General features: G+C 68.6%; 24 protein-coding genes. 8 read left to right on the plus strand and 16 right to left on the minus strand.

Going from position 1 to position 26,196, the window contains the following annotated elements:
• Nucleotides 1-27 precede the first annotated feature (27 nt).
• From lipB to QWJ39_RS12480, 3 genes are all read left to right on the plus strand, one after another.
• The gene (lipB, locus tag QWJ39_RS12470) at nucleotides 28-696 is read left to right on the plus strand and encodes a lipoyl(octanoyl) transferase LipB (RefSeq protein ID WP_290258154.1); all 669 of its coding nucleotides are present in this window, start codon (nucleotides 28-30) and stop codon (nucleotides 694-696) included.
• The gene (gene lipA, locus QWJ39_RS12475; RefSeq protein WP_290258155.1) at nucleotides 693-1,700 is read left to right on the plus strand and encodes a lipoyl synthase; all 1,008 of its coding nucleotides are present in this window, start codon (nucleotides 693-695) and stop codon (nucleotides 1,698-1,700) included. Before lipB ends, lipA begins: the two co-directional genes overlap by 4 nt.
• 89 nt (nucleotides 1,701-1,789) lie before the next feature.
• Nucleotides 1,790-2,551 (plus strand): DUF4191 domain-containing protein, encoded by a 762-nt coding sequence (locus tag QWJ39_RS12480; protein ID WP_290258156.1) that lies wholly within the window; start codon nucleotides 1,790-1,792, stop codon nucleotides 2,549-2,551.
• Nucleotides 2,552-2,799: 248 nt separating this feature from the next.
• Here the strand turns inward: QWJ39_RS12480 and QWJ39_RS12485 are convergent, their stop codons facing one another.
• Nucleotides 2,800-3,237, minus strand: a complete 438-nt coding sequence (locus QWJ39_RS12485; RefSeq protein WP_290258157.1) for an RDD family protein — start codon at nucleotides 3,235-3,237, stop codon at nucleotides 2,800-2,802.
• Nucleotides 3,238-3,534: 297 nt separating this feature from the next.
• On the opposite strand from QWJ39_RS12485, the gene glnA (QWJ39_RS12490) reads away from it, so the two are divergent.
• The gene (gene glnA, locus QWJ39_RS12490) at nucleotides 3,535-4,959 is read left to right on the plus strand and encodes a type I glutamate--ammonia ligase (protein WP_290258158.1); all 1,425 of its coding nucleotides are present in this window, start codon (nucleotides 3,535-3,537) and stop codon (nucleotides 4,957-4,959) included.
• Nucleotides 4,960-5,062: 103 nt separating this feature from the next.
• Here the strand turns inward: glnA (QWJ39_RS12490) and QWJ39_RS12495 are convergent, their stop codons facing one another.
• The 6 genes from QWJ39_RS12495 to glnA (QWJ39_RS12520) all read right to left on the minus strand — a co-directional run bounded on the left by QWJ39_RS12495 (nucleotide 5,063) and on the right by glnA (QWJ39_RS12520) (nucleotide 12,905).
• The gene (locus QWJ39_RS12495) at nucleotides 5,063-5,590 is read right to left on the minus strand and encodes a DinB family protein (RefSeq protein WP_290258159.1); all 528 of its coding nucleotides are present in this window, start codon (nucleotides 5,588-5,590) and stop codon (nucleotides 5,063-5,065) included.
• 24 nt (nucleotides 5,591-5,614) lie between these two features.
• Nucleotides 5,615-6,145 carry a GNAT family N-acetyltransferase gene (locus QWJ39_RS12500; protein WP_290258160.1) on the minus strand — a complete coding sequence of 177 codons (531 nt, stop codon included), beginning with the start codon at nucleotides 6,143-6,145 and terminating at the stop codon, nucleotides 5,615-5,617.
• 4 nt (nucleotides 6,146-6,149) lie between these two features.
• A complete protein-coding gene (locus QWJ39_RS12505) occupies nucleotides 6,150-6,899 on the minus strand; it encodes an amino acid ABC transporter ATP-binding protein (RefSeq protein ID WP_290258161.1) in 750 nt (249 codons plus the stop codon).
• Nucleotides 6,896-8,425 carry an amino acid ABC transporter substrate-binding protein/permease gene (locus QWJ39_RS12510; RefSeq protein WP_290258162.1) on the minus strand — a complete coding sequence of 510 codons (1,530 nt, stop codon included), beginning with the start codon at nucleotides 8,423-8,425 and terminating at the stop codon, nucleotides 6,896-6,898. The genes QWJ39_RS12505 and QWJ39_RS12510 overlap by 4 nt, the downstream gene beginning before the upstream one ends.
• A gap of 121 nt (nucleotides 8,426-8,546) precedes the next feature.
• Nucleotides 8,547-11,555: a bifunctional [glutamine synthetase] adenylyltransferase/[glutamine synthetase]-adenylyl-L-tyrosine phosphorylase gene (locus QWJ39_RS12515; protein WP_290258163.1), complete on the minus strand. Its 3,009-nt coding sequence runs from the start codon at nucleotides 11,553-11,555 to the stop codon at nucleotides 8,547-8,549.
• A gap of 9 nt (nucleotides 11,556-11,564) precedes the next feature.
• Complete coding sequence (gene glnA, locus QWJ39_RS12520; protein WP_138769615.1) at nucleotides 11,565-12,905, minus strand: type I glutamate--ammonia ligase; 1,341 nt, start codon at nucleotides 12,903-12,905, stop codon at nucleotides 11,565-11,567.
• 263 nt (nucleotides 12,906-13,168) lie between these two features.
• Here glnA (QWJ39_RS12520) and panB point away from each other — a divergent pair, with 263 nt between their 5' ends.
• The gene (gene panB, locus QWJ39_RS12525) at nucleotides 13,169-14,062 is read left to right on the plus strand and encodes a 3-methyl-2-oxobutanoate hydroxymethyltransferase (protein WP_290258165.1); all 894 of its coding nucleotides are present in this window, start codon (nucleotides 13,169-13,171) and stop codon (nucleotides 14,060-14,062) included.
• A 28-nt stretch (nucleotides 14,063-14,090) separates the two neighbouring features.
• Here the strand turns inward: panB and QWJ39_RS12530 are convergent, their stop codons facing one another.
• A complete protein-coding gene (locus tag QWJ39_RS12530) occupies nucleotides 14,091-14,651 on the minus strand; it encodes a YceI family protein (protein WP_290258166.1) in 561 nt (186 codons plus the stop codon).
• A 122-nt stretch (nucleotides 14,652-14,773) separates the two neighbouring features.
• A complete protein-coding gene (locus QWJ39_RS12535; protein ID WP_290258167.1) occupies nucleotides 14,774-14,938 on the minus strand; it encodes an SPOR domain-containing protein in 165 nt (54 codons plus the stop codon).
• A gap of 71 nt (nucleotides 14,939-15,009) precedes the next feature.
• On the opposite strand from QWJ39_RS12535, the gene map reads away from it, so the two are divergent.
• Together map and ppgK are read left to right on the plus strand one after the other, a co-directional pair.
• Nucleotides 15,010-15,888: a type I methionyl aminopeptidase gene (gene map / locus QWJ39_RS12540; protein WP_290258168.1), complete on the plus strand. Its 879-nt coding sequence runs from the start codon at nucleotides 15,010-15,012 to the stop codon at nucleotides 15,886-15,888.
• 84 nt (nucleotides 15,889-15,972) lie between these two features.
• Entirely contained in the window at nucleotides 15,973-16,776 is an 804-nt protein-coding gene (gene ppgK / locus QWJ39_RS12545; protein ID WP_290258169.1) for a polyphosphate--glucose phosphotransferase, read from the plus strand.
• A gap of 157 nt (nucleotides 16,777-16,933) precedes the next feature.
• Here the strand turns inward: ppgK and nrdR are convergent, their stop codons facing one another.
• The 3 genes from nrdR to QWJ39_RS12560 form a co-directional block, all read right to left on the minus strand.
• Nucleotides 16,934-17,440, minus strand: coding sequence for a transcriptional regulator NrdR (nrdR, locus tag QWJ39_RS12550; protein WP_290258170.1), 507 nt, complete (start codon nucleotides 17,438-17,440; stop codon nucleotides 16,934-16,936).
• Between the two features lie 101 nt (nucleotides 17,441-17,541).
• A complete protein-coding gene (hisD, locus tag QWJ39_RS12555) occupies nucleotides 17,542-18,951 on the minus strand; it encodes a histidinol dehydrogenase (RefSeq protein WP_290258171.1) in 1,410 nt (469 codons plus the stop codon).
• Nucleotides 18,952-18,960: 9 nt separating this feature from the next.
• Complete coding sequence (locus QWJ39_RS12560) at nucleotides 18,961-19,569, minus strand: hypothetical protein (RefSeq protein WP_290258172.1); 609 nt, start codon at nucleotides 19,567-19,569, stop codon at nucleotides 18,961-18,963.
• A 200-nt stretch (nucleotides 19,570-19,769) separates the two neighbouring features.
• On the opposite strand from QWJ39_RS12560, the gene QWJ39_RS12565 reads away from it, so the two are divergent.
• Entirely contained in the window at nucleotides 19,770-20,228 is a 459-nt protein-coding gene (locus QWJ39_RS12565; protein ID WP_290258259.1) for a flavin reductase family protein, read from the plus strand.
• A 4-nt stretch (nucleotides 20,229-20,232) separates the two neighbouring features.
• Here QWJ39_RS12565 and dnaE read toward each other — a convergent pair whose 3' ends face one another.
• The 4 genes from dnaE to QWJ39_RS12585 all read right to left on the minus strand — a co-directional run bounded on the left by dnaE (nucleotide 20,233) and on the right by QWJ39_RS12585 (nucleotide 26,181).
• Complete coding sequence (gene dnaE, locus QWJ39_RS12570; RefSeq protein WP_290258173.1) at nucleotides 20,233-23,790, minus strand: DNA polymerase III subunit alpha; 3,558 nt, start codon at nucleotides 23,788-23,790, stop codon at nucleotides 20,233-20,235.
• A 35-nt stretch (nucleotides 23,791-23,825) separates the two neighbouring features.
• Complete coding sequence (locus QWJ39_RS12575; protein WP_290258175.1) at nucleotides 23,826-24,773, minus strand: RluA family pseudouridine synthase; 948 nt, start codon at nucleotides 24,771-24,773, stop codon at nucleotides 23,826-23,828.
• The gene (gene lspA / locus QWJ39_RS12580; protein WP_290258176.1) at nucleotides 24,766-25,380 is read right to left on the minus strand and encodes a signal peptidase II; all 615 of its coding nucleotides are present in this window, start codon (nucleotides 25,378-25,380) and stop codon (nucleotides 24,766-24,768) included. Before lspA ends, QWJ39_RS12575 begins: the two co-directional genes overlap by 8 nt.
• Before the next feature lie 108 nt (nucleotides 25,381-25,488).
• On the minus strand, nucleotides 25,489-26,181 hold the full coding sequence (locus QWJ39_RS12585; protein ID WP_290258178.1) for a DivIVA domain-containing protein: 693 nt from the start codon (nucleotides 26,179-26,181) through the stop codon (nucleotides 25,489-25,491).
• Nucleotides 26,182-26,196 lie beyond the last annotated feature (15 nt).

Below are 26,196 nucleotides of genomic sequence, written 5' to 3' on the forward strand. Positions count from 1 at the left end.
CACGGGGCGAGGTCTAAGCTGGGTTGCATGACTCTTGAGTTCCAACAGCTGGGTCTTGCCCCGGACTTCATCGACTACACCCGCGGCTGGGAGATCCAGCGCGAACTCCACGCGAAGGTCCTCGCCGGCACGGCGCCCAGCACCGTCCTGCTGCTTGAACACGCTGCCGTGTACACCGCAGGCAAACGCACCGAGGACCACGAACGTCCCTTTGACGGCACCCCGGTGGTGCCCGTGGACCGCGGCGGCAAGCTCACCTGGCACGGCCCGGGCCAACTGGTGGGCTACCCGATCATCAAGCTGAAGAACCCCGCCGGCATCCGCGATTACGTCGAGCGCCTGGAGTCCGTGATGATCGCCGTGCTGGCCGACTACGGCATCGATGCCGTCCGAATCGAGGGACGCGCGGGCGTCTGGATCGACGCGGATGAGAAGGGCCCCGCGCGCAAGATCGCGGCGATCGGCATCCGCGTCCACGAGGGCGTCACCATGCACGGCTTCGCCATCAACTGCAACAACGACCTGGCCCCGTACGGCCAGATCATCGCCTGCGGCATCACCGACGCCGGCGTCACGACGATCGCGCAGGAAACCGGCCGGGACGTCGCCCCGGCAGAGCTCGTGTCGCGGATCATCGAAGAACTGCGCAAGAATGAAGAAGCCCTCGTCGCTACCCATGAAGGAGCCCTGCTGTGACCCTGGCACCAGAAGGACGCAAGCTGCTGCGTATTGAGCAGCGCAACGCGGCCACCCCGGTGGAACGCAAGCCGGAATGGATCAAGGCCAAGGTCCAGATGGGCCCGGAGTTCGTCCAGCTCAAGAACCTCGTGAAGAAGGAAGGCCTCCACACCGTCTGTGAAGAGGCCGGCTGCCCCAACATCTTCGAGTGCTGGGAAGACAAGGAAGCCACCTTCCTGATCGGCGGCTCCGAGTGCACCCGGCGCTGTGACTTCTGCCAGATCGACACCGGCAAGCCCTCCCCCGTGGACATGTTCGAGCCCACCAAGGTGGCCCGCTCGGTCCAGTCAATGCAGCTGCGCTACGCCACCGTCACCGGCGTGGCCCGCGACGACCTCGCCGACGAGGGTGTCTGGCTCTATGCCGAGACGGTCCGCAAGATCCACGAGCTGAACCCCGGCACCGGCGTCGAGCTCCTGATCCCGGACTTCTCCGGCAAACCCGAGCACATCGCGGCGATCTGCGACTCCAAGCCCGAGGTCTTCGCACACAATGTCGAGACCGTGCCCCGGATCTTCAAGCGGATCCGCCCGGCCTTCCGCTACGAGCGCTCCCTCGACGTCATCACCCAGGGCCGCAACCTGGGCATGGTCACCAAGTCCAATTTGATCCTGGGCATGGGCGAAACCCGCGAGGAAATCTCCGAGGCCCTCCGCGACCTGCACGACGCCGGCTGCGACCTGATCACCATTACCCAGTACCTGCGCCCGTCCGAGCGCCACCTCCCGGTGGACCGCTGGGTCAAACCGCAGGAGTTCGTGGAACTGCAGCAGGAAGCGGACGAGATCGGCTTCCTCGGCGTCATGTCCGGCCCGCTGGTCCGCTCCTCCTACCGCGCCGGCCGCCTCTGGGCCACCGCGATGCGCAAGAAGGGCTGGGAAATTCCGGCCGAACTCGCGCACATCGAGAGCTCCGGAAGCACCCGCCAGGAAGCCAGCTCGCTGCTCGCGGCACACTCCTGAACCACCCGCACCGCACTGCCAGCCAGGGCCGGCGCCGGAGAGATCCGGCGTCCGGCCCTGAGCCGTGCATCACGTAGAATTAAGGCATTATGGCGAATTCCTCCGACTCCAGCACGTCCACCTCTTCAGCCGAAGCGCCGAAGCGTGGCCTTTTTTCCCGTAAGACCAAGGAAGCCAAGGTCAAGAAGCCGAGCCGGCTGAAGCAGATCAAGGACGTCTTCCAGATGACCCGGCGCCACGACCCGATGGTGACGTGGCTGATCCTGCTGGCGTTCCTCGGCACCGTTGCGGTTGCCCTCCTGGTCGGTTTCCTGCTGGAGAACTGGATCACGGGCCTGATCATCGGCATCGTGCTCGGTGTCCTCGCCGCCACCCTGGTGTTGTCCCGCCGCGCCGAGCGCGCCGCCTTCGCCCAGATCGAGAACCAGCCCGGCGCCTCCGGCGCGGCGCTGGGAACGCTCCGCCGCGGCTGGATCACCGAAGACCAGCCCGTGGCCGTCAACCCCCGCACCCAGGACGCCGTCTTCCGCGCCATCGGCCGGCCCGGCGTCGTGCTGGTCAGCGAAGGCCCCAGCCACCGCGTCAAGCCGCTGATCGACGGCGAACGCAAGCGCCTTGCCCGCATCCTGCCGAACGTCACCATCCACGTGATCGAAAGCGGCCGCGGCGAGGGCCAGACCCCCATCAGCCAGGTCGCACGCAAGATGGGCAAGATGAAGAACGAACTCACCAAGACCGAGGTCAGCACCGTCTCCAAGCGCATCTCCTCGCTCGGAAACCGCCTGCCGATCCCCAAGGGCATCGACCCGTACAAGGCGCGCCCCGACCGCAAGGCAGCACGCGGCCGCTAAGCACCGCAGCTCACCGGACGCCCCGGTTCCCGGCCACTGGCCAGGAACCGGGGCGTTCTGCGCTTAAGGGATGGGTCGCCGCCGGTGGGGGCTGGCGCTGATAGCGGTTCGGGGGTTCGGCCCGCCGGTCCGGTACGGGCTCGCGGATTGGAAACGACGAGCCCGGGCGCAACGGACGAGTGGGAGGCATACGGCACGACAGCGAGGACGACGCCGGCGGGCCAGCGGTGTACCGCCGCCCGGCCGGGCTAGCGGCGGATCAGGATGGTGTTGACGGCCTTGTCGTGCAGGCCGCGGTGGTCCGGGTCGAAGATGACGGCGGGAATCACCAGGCAGAGCAGGAGCGCGCGGACCGCACCGGCAAGCGGTCCGGCCGGGCCGCCGCCGAGCCGGACGACGTGGATGTTCACGACCCGGTGGCCGATGCTGTACCCCAGGGTTCCCACCAACAGAGCCTGCTCCACCGCGAACACGGCGAGGGTGGCCCAGGAGTTGCCGGCGAAGGCGAAGTTGCTGATCAGCAGGGCGACGCCCCAATCGATGCAGATCGCGATGATCCGGCGGCCGGCCCTGGCCATCGAGCCGGGGCCGGATTCGGGCAGGCCCAGACGCTCCCCCGGGTACTTGGAGATGCCGGAGGTGTCCGGTCCGCTGAGCCACGAGCCAAGGTCTTTACGATCTACCACCTGCCAAGTTTACCGGGCGTCGGCAGGCCTCCGGAGCATTCACAGTGTGGACTCAAACGGCTCAAATCGCGGACATGGATAGGCCACAGTGTGGACACCGGCTAGCTTTAGAGGGTCAGCGCGGTTTGTAACCTGCGCGAAACAAAGCTGACACCGCGGGGAAACTCCCAATCCCTAGGGTGGTAACAGTTGTTAGCGGGATCCTGAGCGGGGACGGCAGTGCGCTGTCCCCGGCGTCGGACTGCGCTGGCCCGTACGGCCCCTGGGCCCGACCTTTCATATGCGTAAGGAGCATAGATGTTCAAGACTGCGGACGAAGTCCTCAAGTTCATCAAGGACGAAGACATCAAATTCGTCGATATCCGCTTCACCGACCTCCCCGGCGTGCAGCAGCACTTCAACGTCCCGGCCAAGAGCGTCGACGCGGACTTCTTCGTCAACGGCCAGCTCTTCGACGGTTCGTCGATCCGCGGCTTCCAGGGCATCGCCGAGTCGGACATGCAGCTCATCCCGGACGTCACGACGGCGTTCGTGGACACCTTCCGCATCGAGAAGACCCTCGCGCTGAACTTCTCCATCGTCAACCCCCGCACAGGTGACCCGTACCACCGTGACCCGCGCGGCGTGGCCGAGAAGGCCGAGGCCTACCTGGCTTCCACCGGCATCGCCGACACCGCGTTCTTCGCCCCCGAGGCCGAGTTCTTCGTCTTCGACAACGTCCAGTACCAGTCCTCCCCGCAGGGCAGCTTCTACAAGATCGACTCCGAGGAAGCCCACTGGAACACCGGTCGCGAGGAAGAGGGCGGCAACCTGGGCTACAAGACCCCCGTCAAGGGCGGTTACTTCCCGGTCTCCCCCACCGACAAGCAGGCCGACCTGCGCGACGCCATGTGCGTTGCCCTGGACGAGGCCGGCCTTGAGGTCGAGCGCAGCCACCACGAGGTTGGCTCCGCCGGCCAGGCCGAGATCAACTACAAGTTCACCACCCTGACCCACGCGGCCGATGACCTGCAGAAGTTCAAGTACGTCATCAAGAACACCGCCGACGCCTGGGGCAAGTCCGTCACCTTCATGCCGAAGCCGGTCTTCGGTGACAACGGTTCGGGCATGCACTGCCACCAGTCGCTGTGGAACGGCGGCGAGCCGCTGTTCTACGACGAGAAGGGCTACGCGGGCCTGTCCGACACCGCCCGCTGGTACATCGGCGGCCTGCTCAAGCACGCCTCCGCCGTCCTGGCCTTCACCAACCCGACGGTGAACTCCTACCGCCGCCTGGTCAAGGGCTTCGAGGCCCCGGTCAACATGGTCTACTCGCAGGGCAACCGCTCCGCCGGTATCCGTATCCCGATCACGGGTTCCAACCCGAAGGCCAAGCGCATCGAGTTCCGCGCTCCTGACCCCTCCTCCAACCCGTACCTGGCATTCGCCGCCCAGCTGATGGCCGGCATCGACGGCATCCGCAACCGGATCGAACCGCCGGCTCCGATCGACAAGGACCTCTACGAGCTCCCCGCCGAGGAGGCCAAGGACATCCCCAAGGCTCCGGGCACCCTCGAGGAGGCTCTGGAGGCCCTGGCCGAGGACAACGAGTTCCTGCAGGCCGGCGGCGTGTTCACCCAGGACCTGATCGACACCTGGATCGAGTACAAGTACGAGAACGAGATCCGTCCGCTCTCGCTGCGCCCGAACCCATACGAATTCGAGCTCTACTACGGCGTCTAGTCCCTGACGTAAACGCAGGTAAGACACAGAATGGCCCCCGCCTTATGGCGGGGGCCGTTCCTCGTTAAGGCTTCCCCGTTATTACTTCCCGGTGAATGCGCAGTTATTCGCCGGTGGCGCCGTCGATCTGTTCCCGCAGCAGATCCGCGTGGCCGTTGTGGCGGGCGTACTCCTCGATCATGTGCACCAGCACCCAGCGGAGTGATATGTTGCCCCGGCGGTGGTGCTTGCCGGTGACGTCCAGGTCCGGCGCGGCGGCGACGAAGGCGTCCGCGAAGTCCACGGCAGCGCGCCAGGCCGCCCAGGCCTCGCCAACGGCCTCGGCGGTGGGTTCCACGCCGTTGAAGTCGTAGTCCGGGTCCTCGTCCGACTCGAACGGGGCCGGGACGCTCTCGCCGGCGAGCATCCCCCGGAACCAATGATGCTCGACGTAGGCAAGATGCCGCACCAGGCCCAGGAGGGACAGGGTGGAGGGCGGCACCGCGGCCCGGGCCAGGTCGGCCGGGGCAAGGCCTGCGCACTTGAGCTCGAGGGTCTGGCGGTGCCAGGTGAGGAAGCCGGTGAGGGTGGTGCGCTCATCGGCGGTGGGGCCCGGTTCGGGACGGGGATCGGTGACGGGGTTGGCAGTCATGGCCGCCAGTCTAAGGCGAAGCCGTCAGAATGCGCGGTACATGATCCGCTGCGGCCCGGCGTTCCCGCCTAGATACTGCCCCCGGTCCTCGAAACCGGCCCTGCGGTACGCCGCCTGCCCGGCCGGGTTGGCCTCGTTGACCGAGAGGACGACGCCGCGCTGGGTCCCGCCGAGCGCGGCGGTGAGCCTGGCAGCCTCCCGGACCGTCCCCGTTGCCGCGGCGGTGCCGTAGCCGCGGCCCTGCGCACGCTGGTCGATGGCGAAACCGCGCAGCAGCCAGGCCGAATCGTCGTCGGCCCAGCCGGCGGAGCGGGCGGCGCCGGACTGCAGGGTCGCGGCGCCCACCGCGGCCCCGTCGACGTCCAGCACGTACGGGTGCCGTGACTCCTCGGCCAGGCCCATCAGGGCCATCCGCAGCGGCTCGCCGACGAACCGGTCCTGGCCGGCGCCGAGTTCGACGCCGGCCAACTCACCGAGCTTGACGGCGCGGGCGTCGTCGTCGAGGTCTTTCAAAGGAATCAGCCACACATGCGGGGCCGCCGGGGGTCGGGCCACGGTCCTAGAGCACCTTGGAGAGGAAGTCCCGGGTGCGCTGCTGCTGCGGGCTGCCGAAGAGGGCCTCCGGCCCACCCTGCTCACAGATGACGCCGTCGGCCATGAACAGGACCCGGTCCGCCACCTCGCGGGCGAAGCCCATCTCGTGGGTGACCAGCACCATGGTCATGCCCTCCGCGGCGAGGTCCTTGATGACCTGCAGCACCTCGCCCACCATTTCCGGGTCCAGCGCCGAGGTGGCCTCGTCGAAGAGCATGATGTCCGGATTCATCGCCAGGGCGCGGGCGATCGCCACACGCTGCTTCTGGCCGCCGGACAGCGACGCCGGACGGGCGTCGGCCTTCTCGGCGAGCCCGACCCGCTCGAGCAGCTTCAGGCCGTTGGCGCGGGCCTCGTCCTTGGTCTGCTTCTTCGATTCAACGGGTGCCAGCATGATGTTCTCGATCACGGACATGTGCGGGAACAGGTTGAAGTGCTGGAAGACCATGCCGATGTGCCGGCGGACCTCGTTGATGTCCACCTTCGGGTCGGTGACGTCGAAGCCGTCCACGGTGACGTGGCCGGCGGTGATGTCCTCGAGCTTGTTCAGGCAGCGCAGGAACGTGGACTTGCCGGAGCCGGAGGGGCCGATCACGCAGACCACCTCGCCCTCGGCCACCTCGGCGTTGATGCCCTTGAGGACCTCATTGCTGCCGAAGGACTTCTTCAGTTCCCGGACCGAGATCTTGCTGGCGGTGGTAGCTGCCGTGGTCATTTGTTGAACCTCTTATCCGCGAAGTTGGCCAGCCTGGTCAGGAGCATGATGACGACGAAGTAGAGCACCGCGACGATCAGCAGGGTTTCGGTGATCCGGAAGTTGCCGGCGTAGATCTGCTGGCCCTGATAGAGCAGTTCGGCGAAGCCGATGGCCAGCAGCAGGGAGCTGTCCTTGAGCATGATGATCAGCTGGTTGATCAGCGACGGGGTCATGATCTTGAAGGCCTGCGGGACCACCACCTTCTGCATGGACTTTGCGTAGCCCAGGCCCAGGCTCCGGCTGGCTTCCAGCTGGCCGGGGTCCACGGACTGGATGGAGCCGCGGACGATCTCGGTGATGTACGCCGCCGAGTTCAGGCTCAGGGTCAGGACGGCGGCGACCCAGATGTCGATGGGCTGTCCGGTGAGCTGCGGGATGCCGAAATAGAAGAAGAACGCCCAGACCAGCAGCGGGGTGCCGCGGAAGATGTTGACGAACGTGGTGGCGATGCCGCGCAGGATGACCGAGGTGGAGATCTTGAAGAAGCCCATGAACAGGCCGATCAGCATGGCCAGGACGAAGGAGATTGCCGTGACCAGGACGGTGTTGCCGAGGCCCTTCATCAGCGCCGGGAAGCTGTTCGCGAGCAGGTCCCAGAAGCTGGAGGAGGTGGCCTGGGTGGGGTCTTTGAGGTACTTGTCGAGGATCTTCTGGTACTCGCCGCTGGACTTCAGGTCGGCGAGGCCGGTGTTAAAGGCCTTGAGCAGTTCCGGGTTGCGGCCCTTGTTGACGGCGAAGCCGTAGGAGCCGCCCTTTTCTTTCTCGGTGACGGACTTCAGCCCGTTGTTCTGGCTGATGCCGTAGGCCAGCACCGGGTAGTCGTCGAAGACGGCGACGGCGTTGCCGGACTTGACCAGTTCGTACATGGTGGCGGACTGGTCCAGGGACTTGACCGTGAAGCCGTACTTGCCGGCGATCGACTTGGCGAAGGTCTCGCCCTCGCTGCCGGTCTTGGCGGTGACGGTCTTGCCCTTGAGGTCCTCGTAGCCCTTGATGTCGGTGTTGTTCTTGGCCACCGCCATCTGGACGCCGGATTCGAAGTAGGGGTCCGAGAAGTCGTAGATCTGCTTGCGCGGCTCCGTGATGGACATGCCGGCGATCACGCCGTCCACCTGGTTGGAGGAGAGCGCTTGCAGCGCTGCGTTGAAGCCGAGGGACTTGATCTCGACCGAGAAGCCCTGGTTCTTGGCGATCGTCCGGATGATGTCCATGTCGATGCCGGTGAGGTCGCCGCCGGCGTCGCGGAACTCGAACGGGGCGAACGTGGTGTCCGTCCCGATGACGTAGGTCTTCCCGGCAACGCTCGACGGCGCGGTTCCCGGCTGTGCGGCGACAGGAGCCGCGGGGGCGGCCGCGGAGGCGCCCTGGGCGGGCGCCGCGGCCGCGCCGGGGGCCCCGAGGATCAGTGCGGCGAACGCGAGCAACGCCCCGAGGACGGTGGCCGTCCGCGGCCGGGAGGTCCCGGCCTGCTGGAGTCTGGGCAAGGTAGAACAACCCCTAGGTAAGTGCGGGTGACGGCCCATGGGACCGGCAAAGTACCCCTCGAGGCTACCCGCATTTGGCCTCCGGCGGCACGCGAGGGCGCCACCCCGGCGCCGCGGCCCGCTACTGGCCGTAAAAAACGCGCTCGAAGACGGCCCGGGCGCGCCGGCTGAGCCGGAGGTAGTCCTCCTCCAGGGCGGCGGCGTTGCCCTGGCCGTAGCCGCACCAGCGGGCCACGGCCTCGAGGTCGCGGCGGGAGGAGGGCAGGAGGTCCGAGGCGCGGCCGGTCCAGATGACGTTGGCGGAGCGGATCCTGCTGGCCAGCCGCCAGGCACGCAGCAGCAGCACTACTTCCCCGGCCTCCAGCAATTCGAGTTCCGCGGCCGCCTCGAGGGCCTGCACGGTGGAGGTGGTCCGCAGTTCCGGGTGCCTCCCTGCGTGCCGCAGCTGCAGCAGCTGGGCGAGCCACTCGACGTCGCTGAGGCCGCCGCGGCCCAGCTTCAGGTGCCGGGCGGGATCCGCGCCGCGGGGCAGCCGTTCGGACTCCACCCGGGCTTTAATCCGGCGGACCTCCCGGACGTCCTGCTCGGCGAGGGACTCGGGGTAGCGGATCGGGTCGATCAGGGCGATGAAGTCGGCGGCGAGCTCGTCGTCGCCGGCCATCGGGCGGGCCCGGAGCAGGGCCTGCGCCTCCCACACCAGGGACCAGCGCCGGTAATACTCCCCGTAGGACTCCAGCGACCGGACCATGGGCCCGTTCTTGCCCTCGGGGCGCAGGTCGGCGTCGACCATGAGGACCCGCTCCGCCAGCACGGCGGGCTTCAGCGGCTGGGTCAGCAGGCTGGAGAGCTTGCCCACGATCCGGGCCGCCTGCTGCTGCGCCTCCTCCTCGGAGACGCCGGGCAGGCCGCGGTGGACGTACATGACGTCCGCGTCCGAGCCGTAGCCGATCTCGCGGCCGCCCTGCCGGCCCATGGCCACCACCAGCACCCGGGTCTTCAGTGGTTCGCCCGCGGCGACGACGGTCTCGGCCACGCGCAGGGCGCCGAGGACCGCGGCGCGGTCCGTGTCCGCCAGGGCGGCGCCCACCTGGTCCTGGTCCAGGAGCCCGGCGCTGTCCGCGATGGCGATTCGGAGGATCTCCCGGCGGCGGATCAGCCTGATCAGCCGCATGGCGCTCTCCGGGTCCGAGTGGCGGGACATCTTCGAGGTGATTTCAAGCCACTGCGCCTCGTAGCTAAGCGGCACCAGGTCCTTGTCAGAGCCGAGCCAGGCCACCGATTCGGGCGAGACCTCCAGCAGGTCCGCGATCAGCCGGGAGTTGGAGAGCACATGGCAGAGCCGCTCGGCGGCCGCCGTCGAATCCCGCAGCAGCCCGAGGTACCAGTGCGTGGTGCCCAGGGCCTCGCTGACGCGGCGGAAGGCCAGCAGGCCGCCGTCGGGGTCCACGCCCTCGGCGAGCCAGCCCAGCAGGATCGGCAGCAGCTGGCGCTGCAGCGCGGCGCGGCGGCTCACCCCCGCGGTCAGCGCCTCGATGTGCCGCATGGCGCCTGGCGGGTCCAGATAGCCCAGCGCCGCGAGCCGGCCCTGCGCGGCCTCCGGGGTCAGCCGGGCCTCCTCGGTGCTGAGGGCGGCGGCCGTGTTCAGCAGCGGCCGGTAGAAGATCCGGTCGTGCAGTTCCCGGACCGAGCGTTTGGTCTTGCGCCAGTCGTCCAGGAGCGCGTCCGGGTGCGGACGGTCGTCGGAGAGGGAGCCCAGCACGGCCTTGGCCAGGGACCGCAGCGATGCCTCCTTGACCGGCATGAGGTGGGTGCGGCGTAGCTGGAAGAGCTGGATCCGGTGCTCCAGCAGCCGCAGGTAGCGGTAGTCGCGGTCGAATTCCGCGGCGTCGGTGCGGCCGATGTAGCCACCGGCCGACAGCGCGGCGATCGCGGCGGTGGTGTCCCGGCAGCGCAGCGACTCGTCGGACTTCCCGTGCACCAGCTGCAGCAGCTGGACGGTGAATTCCACGTCGCGCAGGCCGCCGCGGCCCAGCTTGAGCTGCCGCTGCTCCTCGTCGGACGGGATGTGCTCGGTGACGCGCCGGCGCATGGACCGCACGGATTCGACGAAGCCCTCACGGCCGGCGGAGGACCAGATCAGCGGCGCGACGGCGGCCTCGTAGCGGGCGCCGAGGTCTGCGTCGCCGGCGATGGCCCGGGCCTTCAGCAGCGCCTGGAACTCCCAGCTCTCGGCCCAGCGCGCGTAGTAGCTCTCGTGCGAGGGCAGGGTGCGCACCAGCGGCCCGGACTTCCCCTCGGGCCGCAGGTTCGCGTCGACCTCCCAGAGGCCGGGTTCCTTGCCGGTGGACATGATGGCGCGGGAGAGGCCGGAGGCGAGGGCGGTGCCGATCGTGGCGGCGCGGGCGTCCTCCAGCGGGCCGCCGTCGATCACGTAGATAACGTCCACGTCGGAGATGTAGTTCAGTTCGCGGGCCCCGCACTTGCCCATGCCGATCACGGCGAGCCCGACGGCGGCGACGTCATCCGCCCCGAACTGCTCCGCCGCCTCGGCCCGGGAGACGGCGAGGGCCGCCTCGATGGCGGCGGCGGCGAGGTCCGCCAGTTCGGCGCCGACGGCGGGCAGGTAATCCAGCGGGTCAGCCGCGCAGAGGTCCTTGATGGCCAGGTCCACGACGCCGCGGCGGTACGCGGTCCGGAGCGCGGCGTAGCCGTCCTGGCCGGTCAGCCCGGCGACGGGTCGCGCGGCCTTCGGGTCGGCGCGGACGGACTGCAGCAGCCGGGTGCGCAGCGCGGCGGGGTCCGCCGGGACCGGTTCGGGGCTGACGGGCGCGTCGAACGCGGCCAGGTGCCCCGGGTGGCGGAGCAGGAACTCCCCCAGCGCCTCGGACGCGCCGAGCACCCGGTAAAGCGGCTCGCTGCGCTCCGGATCCGCGGCGAGCCGGCGCAGGTCCGGGTTCTTCTCGATCAGCCGGACCAGGGACAGCAGGGCGGTGTCCGGGTTGGCGGCGAGCCGGAGCCCGGCGAACAGCGCCTCCCGGTCCAGCCCCTCGAGTTCGGGGGCGGCCAGGAAGCGTTCGCCGCGGTCGAGGTCGTCGAACCCCGCGGCGATCAGGCGCCGGGCCAGGCTCACCGGACTCCCCTAGAGGATCGCCAGGTTGCGCTGCAGCTCGTAGGGCGTGACCTGGAGCCGGTAGTCCTGCCACTCGGCGCGCTTGTTGCGCAGGAAGTGTTCGAAGACCTGCTCGCCGAGGATCTGCGGCATCAGCTCCGAGTCCTCCATGGTCCGGATCGCGTCGTGCAGGCTGGCCGGCAGCGGGTCGTGGCCCATGGCGCGGCGCTCCGCGGAGCTCAGCGACCAGATGTCGTCCTCGGCCGCGGCCGGCAGTTGGTAACCCTCCTCGATGCCCTTCAGCCCGGCGCCCAGCAGCACGGCGTAGGCCAGGTAGGGGTTCGCGGCGGAGTCGATGCCGCGGTATTCGATCCGCGCGGACTGGCCCTTGCCCGGCTTGTACAGCGGCACCCGGACCAGCGCGGAGCGGTTGTTGTGGCCCCAGCTGAGGTAGCTGGGCGCCTCTCCCCCGCCCCAGAGCCGCTTGTAGGAGTTCACGAACTGGTTGGTGACGGCGGTGAACTCGGGGGCGTGCTTGAGGATGCCGGCGATGAACTGGCGTGCGGTCTCGGAGAGCTGGAACTCGGCCCCGGCCTCATAGAACGCGTTGGTGTCGCCCTCGAAGAGCGAGAAGTGGGTGTGCATGCCGGAGCCCGGGTGCGCCGTGAACGGCTTGGGCATGAAGGTGGCGTACGTGCCCTGCTGCAGCGCGACCTCCTTGATCACGGTGCGGAAGGTCATGATGTTGTCCGCGGTCTGCAGCGCATCGGCGTAGCGCAGGTCGATCTCGTTCTGCCCGGGGCCGGCCTCGTGGTGGCTGAACTCCACCGAGATGCCCACGGATTCAAGCATGGTCACCGCGGTGCGGCGGAAGTCCTGGGCCACGCCGCCGGGGACGTGGTCGAAGTAACCGCCCTCGTCCACGGGAACCGGGGCGCCGTCCGGGCCGGGCTGCTGCGACTTGAGCAGGTAGAACTCGATCTCGGGGTGGGTGTAACAGGTGAAGCCCATGTCCGCGGCCTTGGCCAGGTTGCGCTTGAGGACGTTGCGCGGGTCCGCGGCGGACGGCTCGCCATCGGGGGTGAGGATGTCGCAGAACATCCGCGAGGTCGCCTCGGTCTCGCCGCGCCAGGGCAGGATCTGGAAGGTGGAGGGGTCCGGCTGGGCCAGCATGTCGGATTCGAACACGCGGGCCAGGCCCTCGATCGAGGAGCCGTCGAAGCCCAGGCCCTCCTCGAAGGCGCCCTCGACTTCGGCGGGCGCCAGCGCCACGGACTTGAGTGAGCCGACGACGTCGGTGAACCACAAACGCACGAAACGCACGTCGCGCTCCTCGATCGTCCGCAGGACAAACTCTTGCTGGCGGTCCATAGTGCCTCTTTCCGGGTCTTCGTCCGTGCCTCGGCGCGCCCAGGCCCATGGCCGGCGGCGGCGCCCGCAGCTGCTCACGGTTCACTCTACTAATCATTACCGCCGATTGCTGGCCCGGCCCGGGCGCGTAACCCAGCGTTAACACAACACCCCGGTCCGGCCACCCGGGAGCGTCCCGGACGGCGCTCCGGACTGCCCGCCGAAGCAGGTCATGCCGGCCCCTCCGGTAGCTAGGACCCCCGGTATCGCACTACGCTCATTCCATGGCCCCCAGCACCAGCCCCGATTCCGGCATGTCCGCAGAACTTCCCGCCCCCTACGGCACCGGCCCCGCGCAGGCAGCGCCGCCCGCCGCGAAGCCCGCCGGCCGGATCCGCACGCACCACCTGCGCCAGGCGAAGGAGAAGGGCGAACGCTTTGCCATGCTCACCGCCTACGACCAGTACAGCGCGGAGATTTTCGACGACGCCGGCATCGAGGTGCTGCTGGTCGGCGACTCGGCCTCCAACAACGTCTTCGGCAACGAGACCAGCCTGCCGGTGACCGTCGACGAGCTGCTCCCGCTGTGCCGGGCCGTGACCCGCTCCGCCCGCCGCGCGCTGGTGGTGGCGGACCTGCCGTTTGGCAGCTACGAGGTCTCCGCCGAGCAGGCCGTCGCCACCGGCGTGCGCTTCCTCAAGGAGGGACTGGCGCACGCGGTCAAGATGGAAGGCGGGGCCTTTTACGCGGACACCGTGCGCGCCATGGTCCAGGCCGGCATCCCGGTCATGGCCCACATCGGCTTCACACCGCAGAGCGAGCACGCCCTGGGCGGCTACCGGGTGCAGGGCCGGGGCGACGACGCCTCGCGCCTGATCGAGGATGCGGTGGCCCTGGCCGACGCCGGGGCGTTCTGCGTGCTGATGGAGATGGTCCCGGCCTCGACGGCGGCCGCCGTCGACGCCGCCCTCGATGTCCCCACCATCGGCATCGGGGCCGGCAACGCCACCACCGGCCAGGTGCTGGTCTGGCAGGACATGGCGGGGCTGCGCGGCGGGAAGATGGCTAAATTTGTCAAGCAGTACGCGGACCTCCGGACCACCCTGACGGACGCCGCCCGCGCCTATGGCGACGACGTCCGTTCCGGGCAGTTCCCGGGCCCCGAGCATTCCTTTTAGGCGGGCTGCGCCCTAGGCTGACTGGGCCTTAGGAGGCGTCCTCGACCTTGATGGCGGAGACCTCGAACTCGAGGGTGATCTTGTCCGAGACCAGGACGCCGCCGGAGTCCAGGGCGGTGTTCCACTTCAGCCCGAAGTCCTGCCGATCGATCCGCCGCGATCCCTCGAAGCCGGCCCGGAGGTTACCCATGGGGTCCCGCTCGACGCCGATGAAGTCCAGCGGGATGGAGATCTCCTTGGTCACCCCGCGGATGGTCACGTCGCCGATGACGATGAAGTGGCCCTCGTCCACCTGGTCCACCCGGCTGCTCTTGAAGGTGATTTCCGGGTAGGTGGGGGCGTCGAAGAAGTCGTTGGTGCGCAGGTGCTGGTCCCGGTCCGCGTTGCGGGTGTCGATGCTCGCCACCTTGACGGTCAGTTCCACCGAGGAGCGTTCCGGGTTCACGGGATCGACGGTGATCACGCCGTCGAAGTCGTTGAAGGCCCCGCGGACCTTGGTGACCATTGCGTGCCGGGTGGAGAACCCGATCCGCGTGTGGGTTGGGTCGAAGCGCCACTGTCCCGCGTATTCCGGAGAGAGTTCGGCCATGATGAACCTCCTAGCGGTACCGGTCGTACCGGCACCCGGATATGGATGGATGGTAATGCGAACGGTGTCCCGGCTCTGGCCGGAGCCGCCGACGGGCGCCGGAGCGCGCCCGGGGTGGCTGTTTAGTCGTCGTCGCCCTTGTCCCACGCCTCGTTGCGTGCCTTGACCTTCTCGAGGGCGTGTTCGGCTTCCTCGCGGGTCTTGTACGGGCCGATGAGCTGGCTCCAGTCCGACATCGCGTCCTCCTCGATCTCGTGGGTGTTGACGTTGTACCAATACTCGGCCATCGGATCTCCTTCTGCACGTGCCGGGCGGCTGCATTTTTTTCGGCTTAGGCCACTGCTTATAGAATCAATCTATGCCTTCCCTCACCTCGACTGCACCCATTGGCACCCTTGTCCCGGGCACGATCAGCCCGCAGCGTGCCGTGCCGGCGTCGATTCCGCGTCCGGAGTACGTGGGGAAGCCCGCGCCGGCGAAATTCACCGGGTCCGAGGTGAAGTCCGCGGAGACCATCGAGAAGATCCGCGTTGCCTCGAAAATCGCCGCCCAGGCGATCGTCGAGGTGGGCAAGCACATCGAACCGGGCGTCACCACGGACGAACTGGACCGGGTGGGCCACGAGTTCCTCCTCGACCACAAGGCCTACCCCTCCACGCTGGGCTACCGGGGCTTCCCGAAGTCGCTGTGTTCCTCGCTGAACGAGGTCATCTGCCACGGCATCCCGGACAGCACCGTGGTCCAGGACGGCGACATCCTGAACATCGACATCACCGCGTTCATCGGCGGCGTCCACGGCGACACCAACCACACCTTCCTGGTGGGCGACGTCGACGAGGAGTCCCGGCTGCTGGTGGAACGCACCGAGGAGTCGCTGCGCCGGGCCATCCGCGCGGTGGCCCCGGGACGGGAGATCAACGTGATCGGCCGGACCATCGCCTCCTACGCCAAGCGCTTCGGTTACGGCGTGGTACGCGACTTCACCGGCCACGGCGTGGGCGAGGCATTCCACACCGGCCTGATCATCCCGCACTATGACGCCGCGCCCGCCTACAACACCGTGATCGAGCCGGGTATGGTCTTTACCATCGAACCCATGCTCACCCTCGGCACCATCGAGTGGGACATGTGGGCCGACGACTGGACCGTGGTGACCCGCGACCGGAAACGCACCGCGCAGTTCGAACACACGCTGCTGGTGACCGACTCCGGCGCCGAGGTCCTCACCCTCCCCTGACCCGCAGTCCCCGCACCACCTTTTCAGCACGAGCCGCGCAGCGCGCGTCCCCAGCCCCTGCCCCCAGCCACGAACGGACACACATTGGCCAAGAAAGACGACAAGTCGAAGAAGAACGCCCCGCTGATCGGCATTGATATCGGCGGCACCGGTATCAAGGGCGGCATCGTCGACTTGAAGAGGGGCAAGCTGGTGGGCGACCGGCTCCGGGTTCCGACCCCGCAGCCCTCGACGCCGGAGGCGGTGGCCGACGTCGTCGCCCAGGTGGTGGCCGAGCTGTCCAAGCGCTCCGACGCCCCGGAGGCCGACAGCCCCGTCGGCGTGACCTTCCCGGGCATCATCCAGCACGGCGTGGTCCACTCCGCCGCCAACGTCGACCACGCGTGGCTGAACCTGGACATCGACGCGCTGCTCACCGCCAAGCTGGGGCGCCCGGTGGAGGTCATCAACGACGCCGACGCCGCCGGCCTCGCCGAGGCCCGCTACGGTGCCGGCAAGGGCGTCGACGGCACCGTCCTGGTGATCACCCTGGGCACCGGCATCGGCTCCGCGTTCATCTTCAACGGCAAGCTGGTCCCCAACGCCGAGCTCGGCCACCTGGAGATCGACGGCTTCGACGCCGAGAGCAAGGCCTCCGCCGTCGCCCGCGAACGCGACGGCTTGAGCTGGACCGAATACAGCGTTCTGCTGCAGCGCTACTTCTCGCACGTGGAGTTCCTCTTCTCCCCCGAGCTGTTCATCGTCGGCGGCGGCATCTCCAAGCGCGCGGACGAGTACCTGCCGCACATGTCGCTGCGGACCCCGATCGTTCCCGCCGAGCTGAAGAACGACGCCGGCATCGTGGGCGCGGCCATCGAGGTGGCGCTGACGCACAAGCTGGCCAAGTAGCCCGCTACTCTGCTCAGGCAGTAAGACCCGCGCCAGAAACAAAGAACCGGCCCGCAGTTGTCCAACTGCGGGCCGGTTCTTCTTTTTCGGATCTCACTGTGGAGCCGGTGGTGGCTGCGGCTTCCCCTCCGTTGCCACCACCGGAGTCTGTGGGTGCCTAGAGCGGGCTCTTCTGGACCGGTTTTCCGTCGAGGCCCTGACCCTCCAACCCCTTCGTCTCCGCCTCGTGGCGGAGCAGGGCGATGGCGGACTCAAAGTCCTCGAGGGATTCGAATGCCTGATAGACGCTGGCGAACCGCAGGTAGGCGACCTCGTCGAGGCGCTGCAGCGGGTTCAGGATGGCCAGGCCCACCTCGTGGGCCTCGATCTCGGCGGCGCCGGCGGCGCGGATGGTCTCCTCGACCTCCTGTGCCAACATGGCGAGGTCGTCCTCGGTCACCGGCCGACCCTGGCAGGCCTTGCGGACACCATTGATGACCTTGCTCCGGCTGAACGGCTCGCCCACGCCGGACCGCTTGATGACGGTGAGGCTGGTGGTTTCCACGGTGGTGAAGCGGCGGCCGCACTCGGGGCACTGGCGGCGGCGGCGGATGGCCGAGCCGTCGTCGGCGATGCGGCTGTCCACCACGCGGGAGTCAGGATTACGGCAGAACGGGCAATACACGTCTCTTCCTTTCCTGCCGCAACTCCGGAAGGAAGCACCGCTGGCGGGGCTTCCGGATTCAGTCTACGACTAGATCTGGGCGAATAACAAGCCTGTAATTACTACATGTTGTGGTTGGCGAACCGAGCGGTCACGGCCTCGCCGTGCGCCGGCAGGTCCTCGGCCACCGAAAGGCTGACGATGTGCCGGCTGACGACCTCCAGCGCGGCCCGGTCGTAGTTGATGACCTGGATGGCGCGCAGGAAGGTGGTGACGTTCAAGCCCGAGGAGAAGGCCGCGGTGCCGCTTGTGGGCAGCACGTGGTTGGACCCGGCGCAGTAGTCGCCCAGGCTGACCGGGCTGTAGTCGCCCACGAAGATGGCGCCGGCGTTGCGGATCCGGGCGGCGACGGCGGCGGCATCCGAGGTCATGATTTCCAAGTGCTCGGCGGCGTAGGCGTCGCAGGCGGCGATTCCCTGCTCCAGGTCCTCGACCAGGACGACGCCGGACTGCGGGCCGGAGAGGGCTTCCCGGACGCGGGCGCTGTGCTTGGTGGCGGCGGCCTGGGTGTCGAGCTCCCGGCGCACGGCCGCGGCGAGATCCTCGGAGTCGGTGATGAGGACCGAGGCGGCCTTGGGGTCGTGCTCGGCCTGGCTGATCAGGTCCGCGGCCACGAGCCCGGGGCGGGCGGTGGCGTCGGCCAGAATCGCGATTTCGGTGGTGCCGGCCTCCGAGTCGATCCCGACGGCGCCCTTGACCAGGCGCTTGGCGGTGGCCACGAAGATGTTCCCCGGGCCGGTGACGACGTCCACCGGGTCGATGCCGGGCAGGGCGGTGTCGGAAGCGTCCGCCGGCGAGGCGTCCGCGGGAACGCCGTAGGCGAAGGCGGCGATGGCCTGCGCCCCGCCGATCCCGTAGACCTCATCGATGCCCAGCAGCGCGGCGGCGGCGAGGATGGTGGGGTGCGGCAGGCCGCCGAAGTCCTTCTGCGGCGGCGACGCCAGCGCGATCGAGGGCACGCCCGCGGCCAGCGCCGGGACCACGTTCATGATCACCGACGAGGGGTAGACCGCCAGGCCGCCGGGAACGTAGAGGCCCACGCGGGAGACCGGCACCCAGTTCTGGCTGACCACCGCGCCGTCGCCCAGTGCGACGTCGGTGTTGGCCGGGCGCTGGGCATCGGCGAAGAGCCGGGCGCGGCGGATGGATTCCTCCAGCGCGGCGCGCACCTCCGGGTCCAGGCCGTCCAGCGCGGACTGCAGTGCCTCTGCCGGCACCCTGGGGTGGGACTGCTCGACGCCGTCGAACCGCCGGGCGAGGTCGCTCAGCGCGGCGAGGCCGCGGGCGCGGACGTCGGCGATGATCTCCTGGACCTTGCCCTCGGCGTCGGCCACGGTGCCGTGCTGGGCACGCGGGACGGCGGCGCGGAGGCCGGCGAGGCTCAGCTGCCGGCCGCGGACGTCCACGGTCCGGAAATCGAGGCCGGTGGAGGCGGGTACCAGGGACGCGGGGCGGTCGGCAGAGGAAGTCACCCGCCTATTTTACGGCTCCTGGTCAGGGTGGCCGAACAGGGAGGCGACGAAGATGGACAGCGCGGTGGCCGCGGGCCAGACCAGCAGCACGGCGTAGGCCCGCAGCGAGAAGGCGATGCTGGCACTGGCGGAGGTGTCCCCGGCCGGGGTGAAGACCGCGCCGGCCAGGACGCCGGTCCCCCACGCCAGGAGCGCCCCGACGGCGCCCGCGGCGACGGCGCCGATGACGGTCAGCGGCGGGAGGCTGGCCGGCTTACTGCCGGCGGCCAGGATCCCGCCGACGCAGCCGGCCGCCAGGTACAGCCCGGCCAGGACCAGGTCCCGGGGCAGCCAGGTGGAGGGGTTGCTGCCGCTGGCCAGCGCCGGGTCGCGGCTGATCAGGTTCAGGCCGGTGGGTGCCAGGGCCCACCAGAGCAGTCCGACCGGGATCCCGGCCAGGGCGATGACCAGCAGCCCGCGCCACGGCGCCCTCCGGTGCCTGGACGCGGGGACGCCGGTGTCGGCGCCGTTGCCCCATCCTGTCCCGCCGGTGCCGGCGGTATCCCCGGGCGTGCCGCCGGTGGGCGCGGCGCCGGAGCCGTGGGGGTCGACGGGCGGGTGCACCGCGGGTTGTGTCATGCAACAAACCTTAACCCAGGATTCCGCGCCCCCGGCACGCCGGCCGGGCCAGGATGACGCCGCGCGGCGCCCCGCGACCGGCCGAATACCGCCGTCGGGCGTTGCGGGAATACGCTGGCACCAGCAACAGCCGCACCACAGCAGGGAGATGGACCACCGTGTCGTCAGCCGAAGAGCCCTTCGAGGGAACGTTCAAGGAAATGTTCCGCCGGCACGCCGCGGGCGTCGCCATCATCACCGCGAGCTACAACGGGGCTCCCTACGGGTTCACGGCCACCTCGGTGGCGTCGCTGTCGGCCAAGCCGCCCCGGTTCACCTTCAACATGGCCCGGACGTCCAGTTCCTGGCCCGCCGTCGCCAACTCCAGCTACATCGGCGTGCACATGCTGGGCTTGGAGAACCAGACCCTGGCCGACCGCTTCGCCCGCGGCCGGGACCGCTTCGAGGGCGACCACTGGGAGGAGGGACCGCACGGGGTCCCGGTCCTCAAGGACGTCTCCGGCTGGCTGATCGGAAAGATCCAGATGCGGCTCTCCTTCGAGAACAACGCGGTCGTGGTCGTCGAAGTGGTCGACGGCGCGGTCGGCGGAGCCTCCGTGCCGCTGCTCTACCACGGCGGCGCCTACTCCCAGCCGGTGCCGCTGGACTACGAGATCTGAGCCCCTACCCGTCCAGGCACGTCGGCCCGAGGAGGACCTTGAGGTCGCCGTAGAGCGAGGGGCTCGGGTTGACCCGCAGGTGCACCGGCAGGCCCATCACCTCTACGCGTGAGTCGCCGTGCAGGTGCAGCCGCACCTCGGACTTGCCCCGGTGGGTCTTCAGGACCTCGCCGAGTTCGTTCACGACGGCCTCGGTGGCCTTGTGCGTGGGCATGGTGATGACCAGCGGCCCGTCCAGGCCCTCGCTGAGGTCCGGCACGGAGAGCTCCATGCAGTTCACCGCGATGGCCCCGTCGTCCCGGCGCTGCAGGCGGCCCTTGACGACGACGATCAGGTCCTCGGCCAGGACGGAGGCGATGGGGCCGTAGACCTGGCCGAAGAACATCACCTCCACCGAGCCGCCGAGGTCCTCGATCTCGGCGCGGGCGTAGGCGTTGCCGCTGGCCTTGGCGATCCGCCGGCTCAGCGAAGTGATCATGCCCGCGATGGTGATGATGGCGCCGTCGTGCGGGCCGTCCTCGGCGATGATCGAGGTGATGGACTGGTCCGCGTGCTGGGTCAGGACGCCCTCCAGGCCCTGCAGCGGGTGGTCCGAGACGTAGAGGCCCAGCATGTCCCGCTCGAAGGAGAGCTTGTCCTTCTTCTCCCATTCGGGCAGGTCCGGGATGTCGATGCTGAGCGAGGACTCCGATTCGGTGTCCTCGATCCCGGCGAACAGGTCGAACTGGCCGATGGCCTCGTTGCGCTTGAGCGTGATGACGGAGTCGATCGCCTCTTCGTGGACCATGGCGAGGGCGCGCCGGTGGTGTCCCAGCGAGTCGAAGGCGCCGGCCTTGATGAGCGATTCGATGGTGCGCTTGTTGCAGACCACGGCCGGGACCTTCATCAGGAAGTCCTTGAAGGAAGTGAAGGCACCCTCGCGTTCGCGGGCGGCCACCATGGCGTCGACGGCGTTGGCGCCGACGTTGCGGATGGCGCCCATGCCGAAGCGGATGTCGTTGCCCACCGGGGTGAAGTTCAACGCGGACTCGTTGACGTCCGGCGGCAGCACCGTGATGCCCATCCGGCGGCACTCGTTCAGGTAGATGGCCGACTTGTCCTTGTCGTCGCCGACGCTGGTCAGCAAGGCCGCCATGTACTCCTGGGCGTAGTGGGCCTTCAGGTAGGCGGTCCAGTAGGAGATCACGCCGTAGGCGGCCGAGTGGGCCTTGTTGAAGGCGTAGTCGGAGAACGGGAGCAGGATGTCCCAGAGGGTCTTCACGGCGTCCATGGAGTAGCCGTTGTCCTGCATGCCCTGGGAGAAGCCGGCGAACTGCTTGTCCAGTTCGGACTTCTTCTTCTTGCCCATGGCGCGGCGGAGGATGTCGGCCTGGCCCAGGCTGTAGCCTGCGAGCTTCTGCGCCACGGCCATGACCTGCTCCTGGTACACGATCAGGCCGTATGTGCCGCCGAGGATCTCGGCGAGCGGTTCCTCCAGCTCCGGGTGGATGGGGATGACCGGCTGGATGCCGTTCTTGCGCAGCGCGTAGTCGTTGTGCGCGTTGGCGCCCATCGGACCCGGCCGGTAGAGGGCCAGGACGGCGGAGATGTCTTCGAAGTTGTCCGGCTTCATCAGCTTCAGCAGCGACCGCATGGGCCCGCCGTCGAGCTGGAAGACGCCCAGGGTGTCACCGCGGGCCAGCAGCTCGTAGGAGGCGGCGTCGTCCAGGGCCAGGGATTCCAGGTCAAGGTCGACGCCGCGGTTCATTTTGATGTTTTCCAGGGCGTCCGAAATGATCGTCAGGTTCCGCAGGCCCAGGAAGTCCATCTTGATCAGGCCCAGGCCCTCGGACGTCGGGTAGTCGAACTGGGTGATGACCTGGCCGTCCTGGAAGCGGCGCATGATCGGGATGACATCGATGATGGGATCGGAGGACATGATGACGCCGGCGGCGTGCACGCCCCACTGGCGCTTCAGGCCCTCGATGCCGAGGGCGGTCTCGAAGACCTTGGCGGCCTCCGGGTCGGTGGCGATCAGCTGCCGGAAGTCCCCGGCCTCGCCGTAGCGCTTGGCCTCGGGGTTCTGGATGTCCGCCAGCGGGATGTCCTTGGCCATAACCGCCGGGGGCAGCGCCTTGGTGAGGGTCTCGCCCATGCTGAACGGGTAGCCCAGCACGCGGGAGGAGTCCTTGAGCGCCTGCTTGGTCTTGATGGTGCCGTAGGTGACGATCATGGCCACGCGCTCGTCGCCGTACTTCTTCGTCACGTAGTCGATCACCTCGGACCGGCGGCGGTCATCGAAGTCGACGTCGAAGTCGGGCATGGAGACGCGGTCCGGGTTGAGGAACCGTTCGAAGATCAGGCCGTGGTGCAGCGGGTCCAGGTCGGTGATGCGCATGGCGTAGGCCACCATGGAGCCGGCGCCGGAGCCACGGCCGGGACCGACGCGGATGCCGTTGTTCTTGGCCCAGTTGATGAAGTCCGCGACCACCAGGAAGTAGCCGGGGAAGCCCATCGAGGTGATGACGTCGAGTTCGTAGTCGGCTTGGGCGCGGACCTTGTCCGGGATTCCCTGCGGGTACCGGTAGTGCAGGCCCTTGTCCACCTCCTTGACCAGCCACGAGGTCTCGTCCTCGCCCTCGGGGCAGGGGAAGCGGGGCATGTAGTTGGCGCCGGTGTTGAAGGAGACGTCGCAGCGCTCGGCGATCAGCAGCGTATTGTCGCAGGCGTCCGGGTGGTCCCGGAAGAGTTCGCGCATCTCCTGCGGAGACTTCAGGTAGTAGCCGCTGCCGGAGAACGCGAACCGTGAGCCGCCGTTGTCGTAGGTGGGTTCGAGCAGGGTGGAGCCGGACTGGATGGCCAGCAGTGCCTCGTGGGCCTTGGCGTCGTGCTCGTGGGTGTAGTGCAGGTCGTTCGTGGCCACCAGCGGGAGGTTCAGTTCCTTGGCCAGGCGCAGCAGGTCGCCGGTGACGCGGCGTTCGATGTCCAGGCCGTGGTCCATCAGTTCGCAGAAGTAGTTCTCCGCGCCGAAGATGTCGCGGAACTCGGCGGCGGCTTCCAGCGCCTCCCGGTACTGGCCCAGCCGGAGCCGGGTCTGCACCTCTCCGGAGGGGCAGCCGGTGGTGGCGATGAGCCCCTCGGAGTAGGTGTTCAGCAGCTCCCGGTCCAGCCGCGGCCACTTGCCGAAGACGGAGTCCAGGGACGCGATCGAGGAGGCGCGGAAGAGGTTCCGCATGCCGGTGTTGTTATAGCTCAGCAGCGTCATGTGCGTGTACGCGCCGCCGCCGGAGATGTCGTCCTTGCGCTGGTTTTCCTCGCCCCAGCGCACCCTGGTCTTGTCCGTGCGGGCGGTGCCGGGCGTGACGTAGGCCTCGACGCCGATGATCGGCTTGATGCCGGCGTCGGTGGCGCGCTTCCAGAAGTCGAAGGCGCCGAACAGGTAGCCGTGGTCCGTGGTGGCCAGCGCCGGCATGCCCAGCCGTCCGGTCTCATCGAACAGTTCCCCGAGCCGGGCGGCGCCGTCCAGCATGGAGTATTCGGTGTGGTTGTGGAGATGGACGAACGAATTGTTGCTGGAAGTCACCGGTTCATTCTAGTGCCGGGCACGGACGGTGGGCGTCAGGCGTTGCCGGAGGCGAGGACCTCGAGCGCGTACTGCAGGTCCTGCGGGTAGTCGCTGGTGACGGTGACCCGCTCCCCCGTCCGGGGGTGGTCGAAGGAGAGCTGCCGGGCGTGCAGCCACTGCCGGGTCAGGCCCAGGGTGGCGGCCAGCCGCGGGTCGGCGCCGTAGGTCAGGTCTCCGGCGCAGGGGTGGCGGAGCGCTGAGAAGTGCACGCGGATCTGGTGGGTGCGCCCGGTTTCCAGGTGCACTTCCACCAGGGACGCCTTGCCGAACGCCTCGAGGACCTCGTAGTGGGTGACCGAGTCGCGGCCGTCCTCGACGACGGCGAAGCGCCAGTCGTGGCCCGGGTGGCGGCCGATGGGTGCGTCGATGGTGCCTGCGAGCGGGTCCGGGAGGCCCTGGACGACGGCGTGGTAGACCTTGTCCACGGTGCGGTCCTTGAAGGCCCGCTTGAGCTTGGTGTACGCGTCCTCGGTCTTGGCGACCACCATGACCCCGGAGGTGCCGACGTCGAGCCGGTGCACGATCCCGGCGCGTTCGGTGGCGCCGGAGGTGGAGATCCGGTACCCGGCGCCGGCGAGGCCGCCGACGACCGTGGGCCCCACCCAGCCGGGCGAGGGGTGCGCGGCGACGCCGACGGGCTTGTCGATCACGACGAAATCATCGTCGTCGAGCAGGATTGTGAGGCCTTCCACGACTTCCTCCACCACTTCCAGGGGGTCCCTGCGGTCCGGGACGACGACGTCGAGTCCGGCGCCGGCGCTGAGCTTCAGCGACTTTCCGACCGGCTTGCCGCCGGTGCTGACGTGTCCCTCGGCGATCAGCGCCGCGGCCTGGGACCGGGAGATGTCCATGAGGCGGGCCAGCCCCGCGTCGATGCGGGCGCCGGCGAGCTCCTGGGGGACGGTGTAGTGCCGGGCCGCGCCGGCTGCCGGCTCAGACATGGTTGCCGCCGTCGTGCTTGTCGGCATCATCCTTGTCGGCGTCGTGCTCGTCGCCGTCGTGGGCTTCCTCGCGCCGCCGGACGCCGTCCAGCGGGATGCCGCGCAGGGTCAGGAGGCAGATGATCACCACGGAGGACACAACCGCGGAGTCGGCGATGTTGAAGATGGCGAAGTTGGGCAGCTGGATGAAGTCCACCACGTGGCCCATACCGAAGGACGGGTCGCGGAAGAGCCGGTCGGTCAGGTTGCCCAGGGCGCCGCCGAGGAGTAGGCCCAGCGCCAGCGCCCACCAGGCGGAGCCGAGCTTGCGCAGCTGCAGCAGGATGGCCACGGAGACGGCGGCCATGATGATGGTGAAGACCCAGGTGACGTTCTCCCCGATGGAGAACGCGGCGCCGGAGTTCCGGATGTAATACCAGTGCAGCAGCGGGGGCAGGACCGGGGTCCGCTCCCCCTCGATCATGGTGGAGGTGACCCACAGCTTGGTGAGCTGGTCGAAGACGTAGGCGAACACGGCGAAGCCCGCGAACAGGGAGAGCAGGAGCCCGCGGCGCGGCCGGCGGGCGGGTGCGTCCCGGGGGACGGCGGGGGTTGGTGCGTTCGTCATAGTGCTTTCGTTCCGGTTCCGGTCATGCCACATGCAAAAAGCCGGTGGCCGAGGAGTCCTCAGCCACCGGCTTTCAGAATACGTGCTGAAGCTGGTGGTCCGCTTCGACTAGTTCGCTTCGACCTCGGGGGCCGCGACGGAACCGCGGGCGTCCAGGTCACGCAGCTGGCCCTCGATGTAGGCCTTCAGGCGGGAGCGGTAGTCGCGCTCGAAGCCGCGGAGCTGCTCGACCTTGCGTTCCAGGACCGAGCGCTGCTGCTCGAGGGCGCCCAGGATCTTGCGGGACTTCTCCTGCGCGTCGTTGACCAGGCTGCTGGCTTCGATCTGTGCCTCGGCGATGATCTTGTCGCGCTGCTGCTCGCCGTCGGCGATGTGCTTGTCGTGCATCTGCTGCGCCATGGCCAGCAGGCCGGCGGCGGATTCCGCGGAGGCGGAGGCGGCGACGGGGGCCGCAGCGGCGGGGGCGGGAGCCTTTTCGGCTTCCTTCTTCTTCGCGGCTTCGGCAGCCTTTGCGTCGGCTTCGGCCTTGGCCTTGGCCTCGGCCTTGGCGCGGTCATCCTGCTCGGCCTTGACGGGTGCGGGGACCTTTTCCACGACGGGTGCGGCCGCGGCGGGGGCCGCAGCCGTGCCGGAACCGGCCTCGGCGAGCTTCTTGCGGAGCTCGTCGTTTTCCTGGTTCAGGCGTCGGAGTTCGACGACGATTTCGTCCAGGAAGTCGTCAACCTCGTCCTGGTCGTATCCTTCGCGGAACTTGGTCGGCTGAAAGCGCTTGTTGACAACGTCTTCTGGCGTCAAAGCCATCTGGTCACCTCGTTG

Source organism: Arthrobacter sp. YD4 (genome assembly GCF_030410515.1).
In the GTDB taxonomy this organism is placed as follows: Bacteria; Actinomycetota; Actinomycetes; order Actinomycetales; family Micrococcaceae; genus Arthrobacter.

Bases quoted from the DNA above. Each gene is read 5' to 3' on its own strand.
- QWJ39_RS12505 (WP_290258161.1), bottom strand. From the start codon at position 6,899: ATGACCACGGCAGCTACCACCGCCAGCAAGATCTCGGTCCGGGAACTG.
- glnA (WP_138769615.1), bottom strand. From the start codon at position 12,905: ATGGACCGCCAGCAAGAGTTTGTCCTGCGGACGATCGAGGAGCGCGAC.
- QWJ39_RS12530 (WP_290258166.1), bottom strand. From the start codon at position 14,651: ATGGCCGAACTCTCTCCGGAATACGCGGGACAGTGGCGCTTCGACCCA.
- panB (WP_290258165.1), top strand. From the start codon at position 13,169: ATGGCCCCCAGCACCAGCCCCGATTCCGGCATGTCCGCAGAACTTCCC.
- lspA (WP_290258176.1), bottom strand. From the start codon at position 25,380: ATGACGAACGCACCAACCCCCGCCGTCCCCCGGGACGCACCCGCCCGC.
- map (WP_290258168.1), top strand. From the start codon at position 15,010: ATGCCTTCCCTCACCTCGACTGCACCCATTGGCACCCTTGTCCCGGGC.
- glnA (WP_290258158.1), top strand. From the start codon at position 3,535: ATGTTCAAGACTGCGGACGAAGTCCTCAAGTTCATCAAGGACGAAGAC.
- QWJ39_RS12480 (WP_290258156.1), top strand. From the start codon at position 1,790: ATGGCGAATTCCTCCGACTCCAGCACGTCCACCTCTTCAGCCGAAGCG.
- lipB (WP_290258154.1), top strand. From the start codon at position 28: ATGACTCTTGAGTTCCAACAGCTGGGTCTTGCCCCGGACTTCATCGAC.
- QWJ39_RS12565 (WP_290258259.1), top strand. From the start codon at position 19,770: ATGTTCCGCCGGCACGCCGCGGGCGTCGCCATCATCACCGCGAGCTAC.
- QWJ39_RS12495 (WP_290258159.1), bottom strand. From the start codon at position 5,590: ATGACTGCCAACCCCGTCACCGATCCCCGTCCCGAACCGGGCCCCACC.
- QWJ39_RS12535 (WP_290258167.1), bottom strand. From the start codon at position 14,938: ATGGCCGAGTATTGGTACAACGTCAACACCCACGAGATCGAGGAGGAC.
- QWJ39_RS12560 (WP_290258172.1), bottom strand. From the start codon at position 19,569: ATGACACAACCCGCGGTGCACCCGCCCGTCGACCCCCACGGCTCCGGC.
- QWJ39_RS12575 (WP_290258175.1), bottom strand. From the start codon at position 24,773: ATGTCTGAGCCGGCAGCCGGCGCGGCCCGGCACTACACCGTCCCCCAG.
- QWJ39_RS12585 (WP_290258178.1), bottom strand. From the start codon at position 26,181: ATGGCTTTGACGCCAGAAGACGTTGTCAACAAGCGCTTTCAGCCGACC.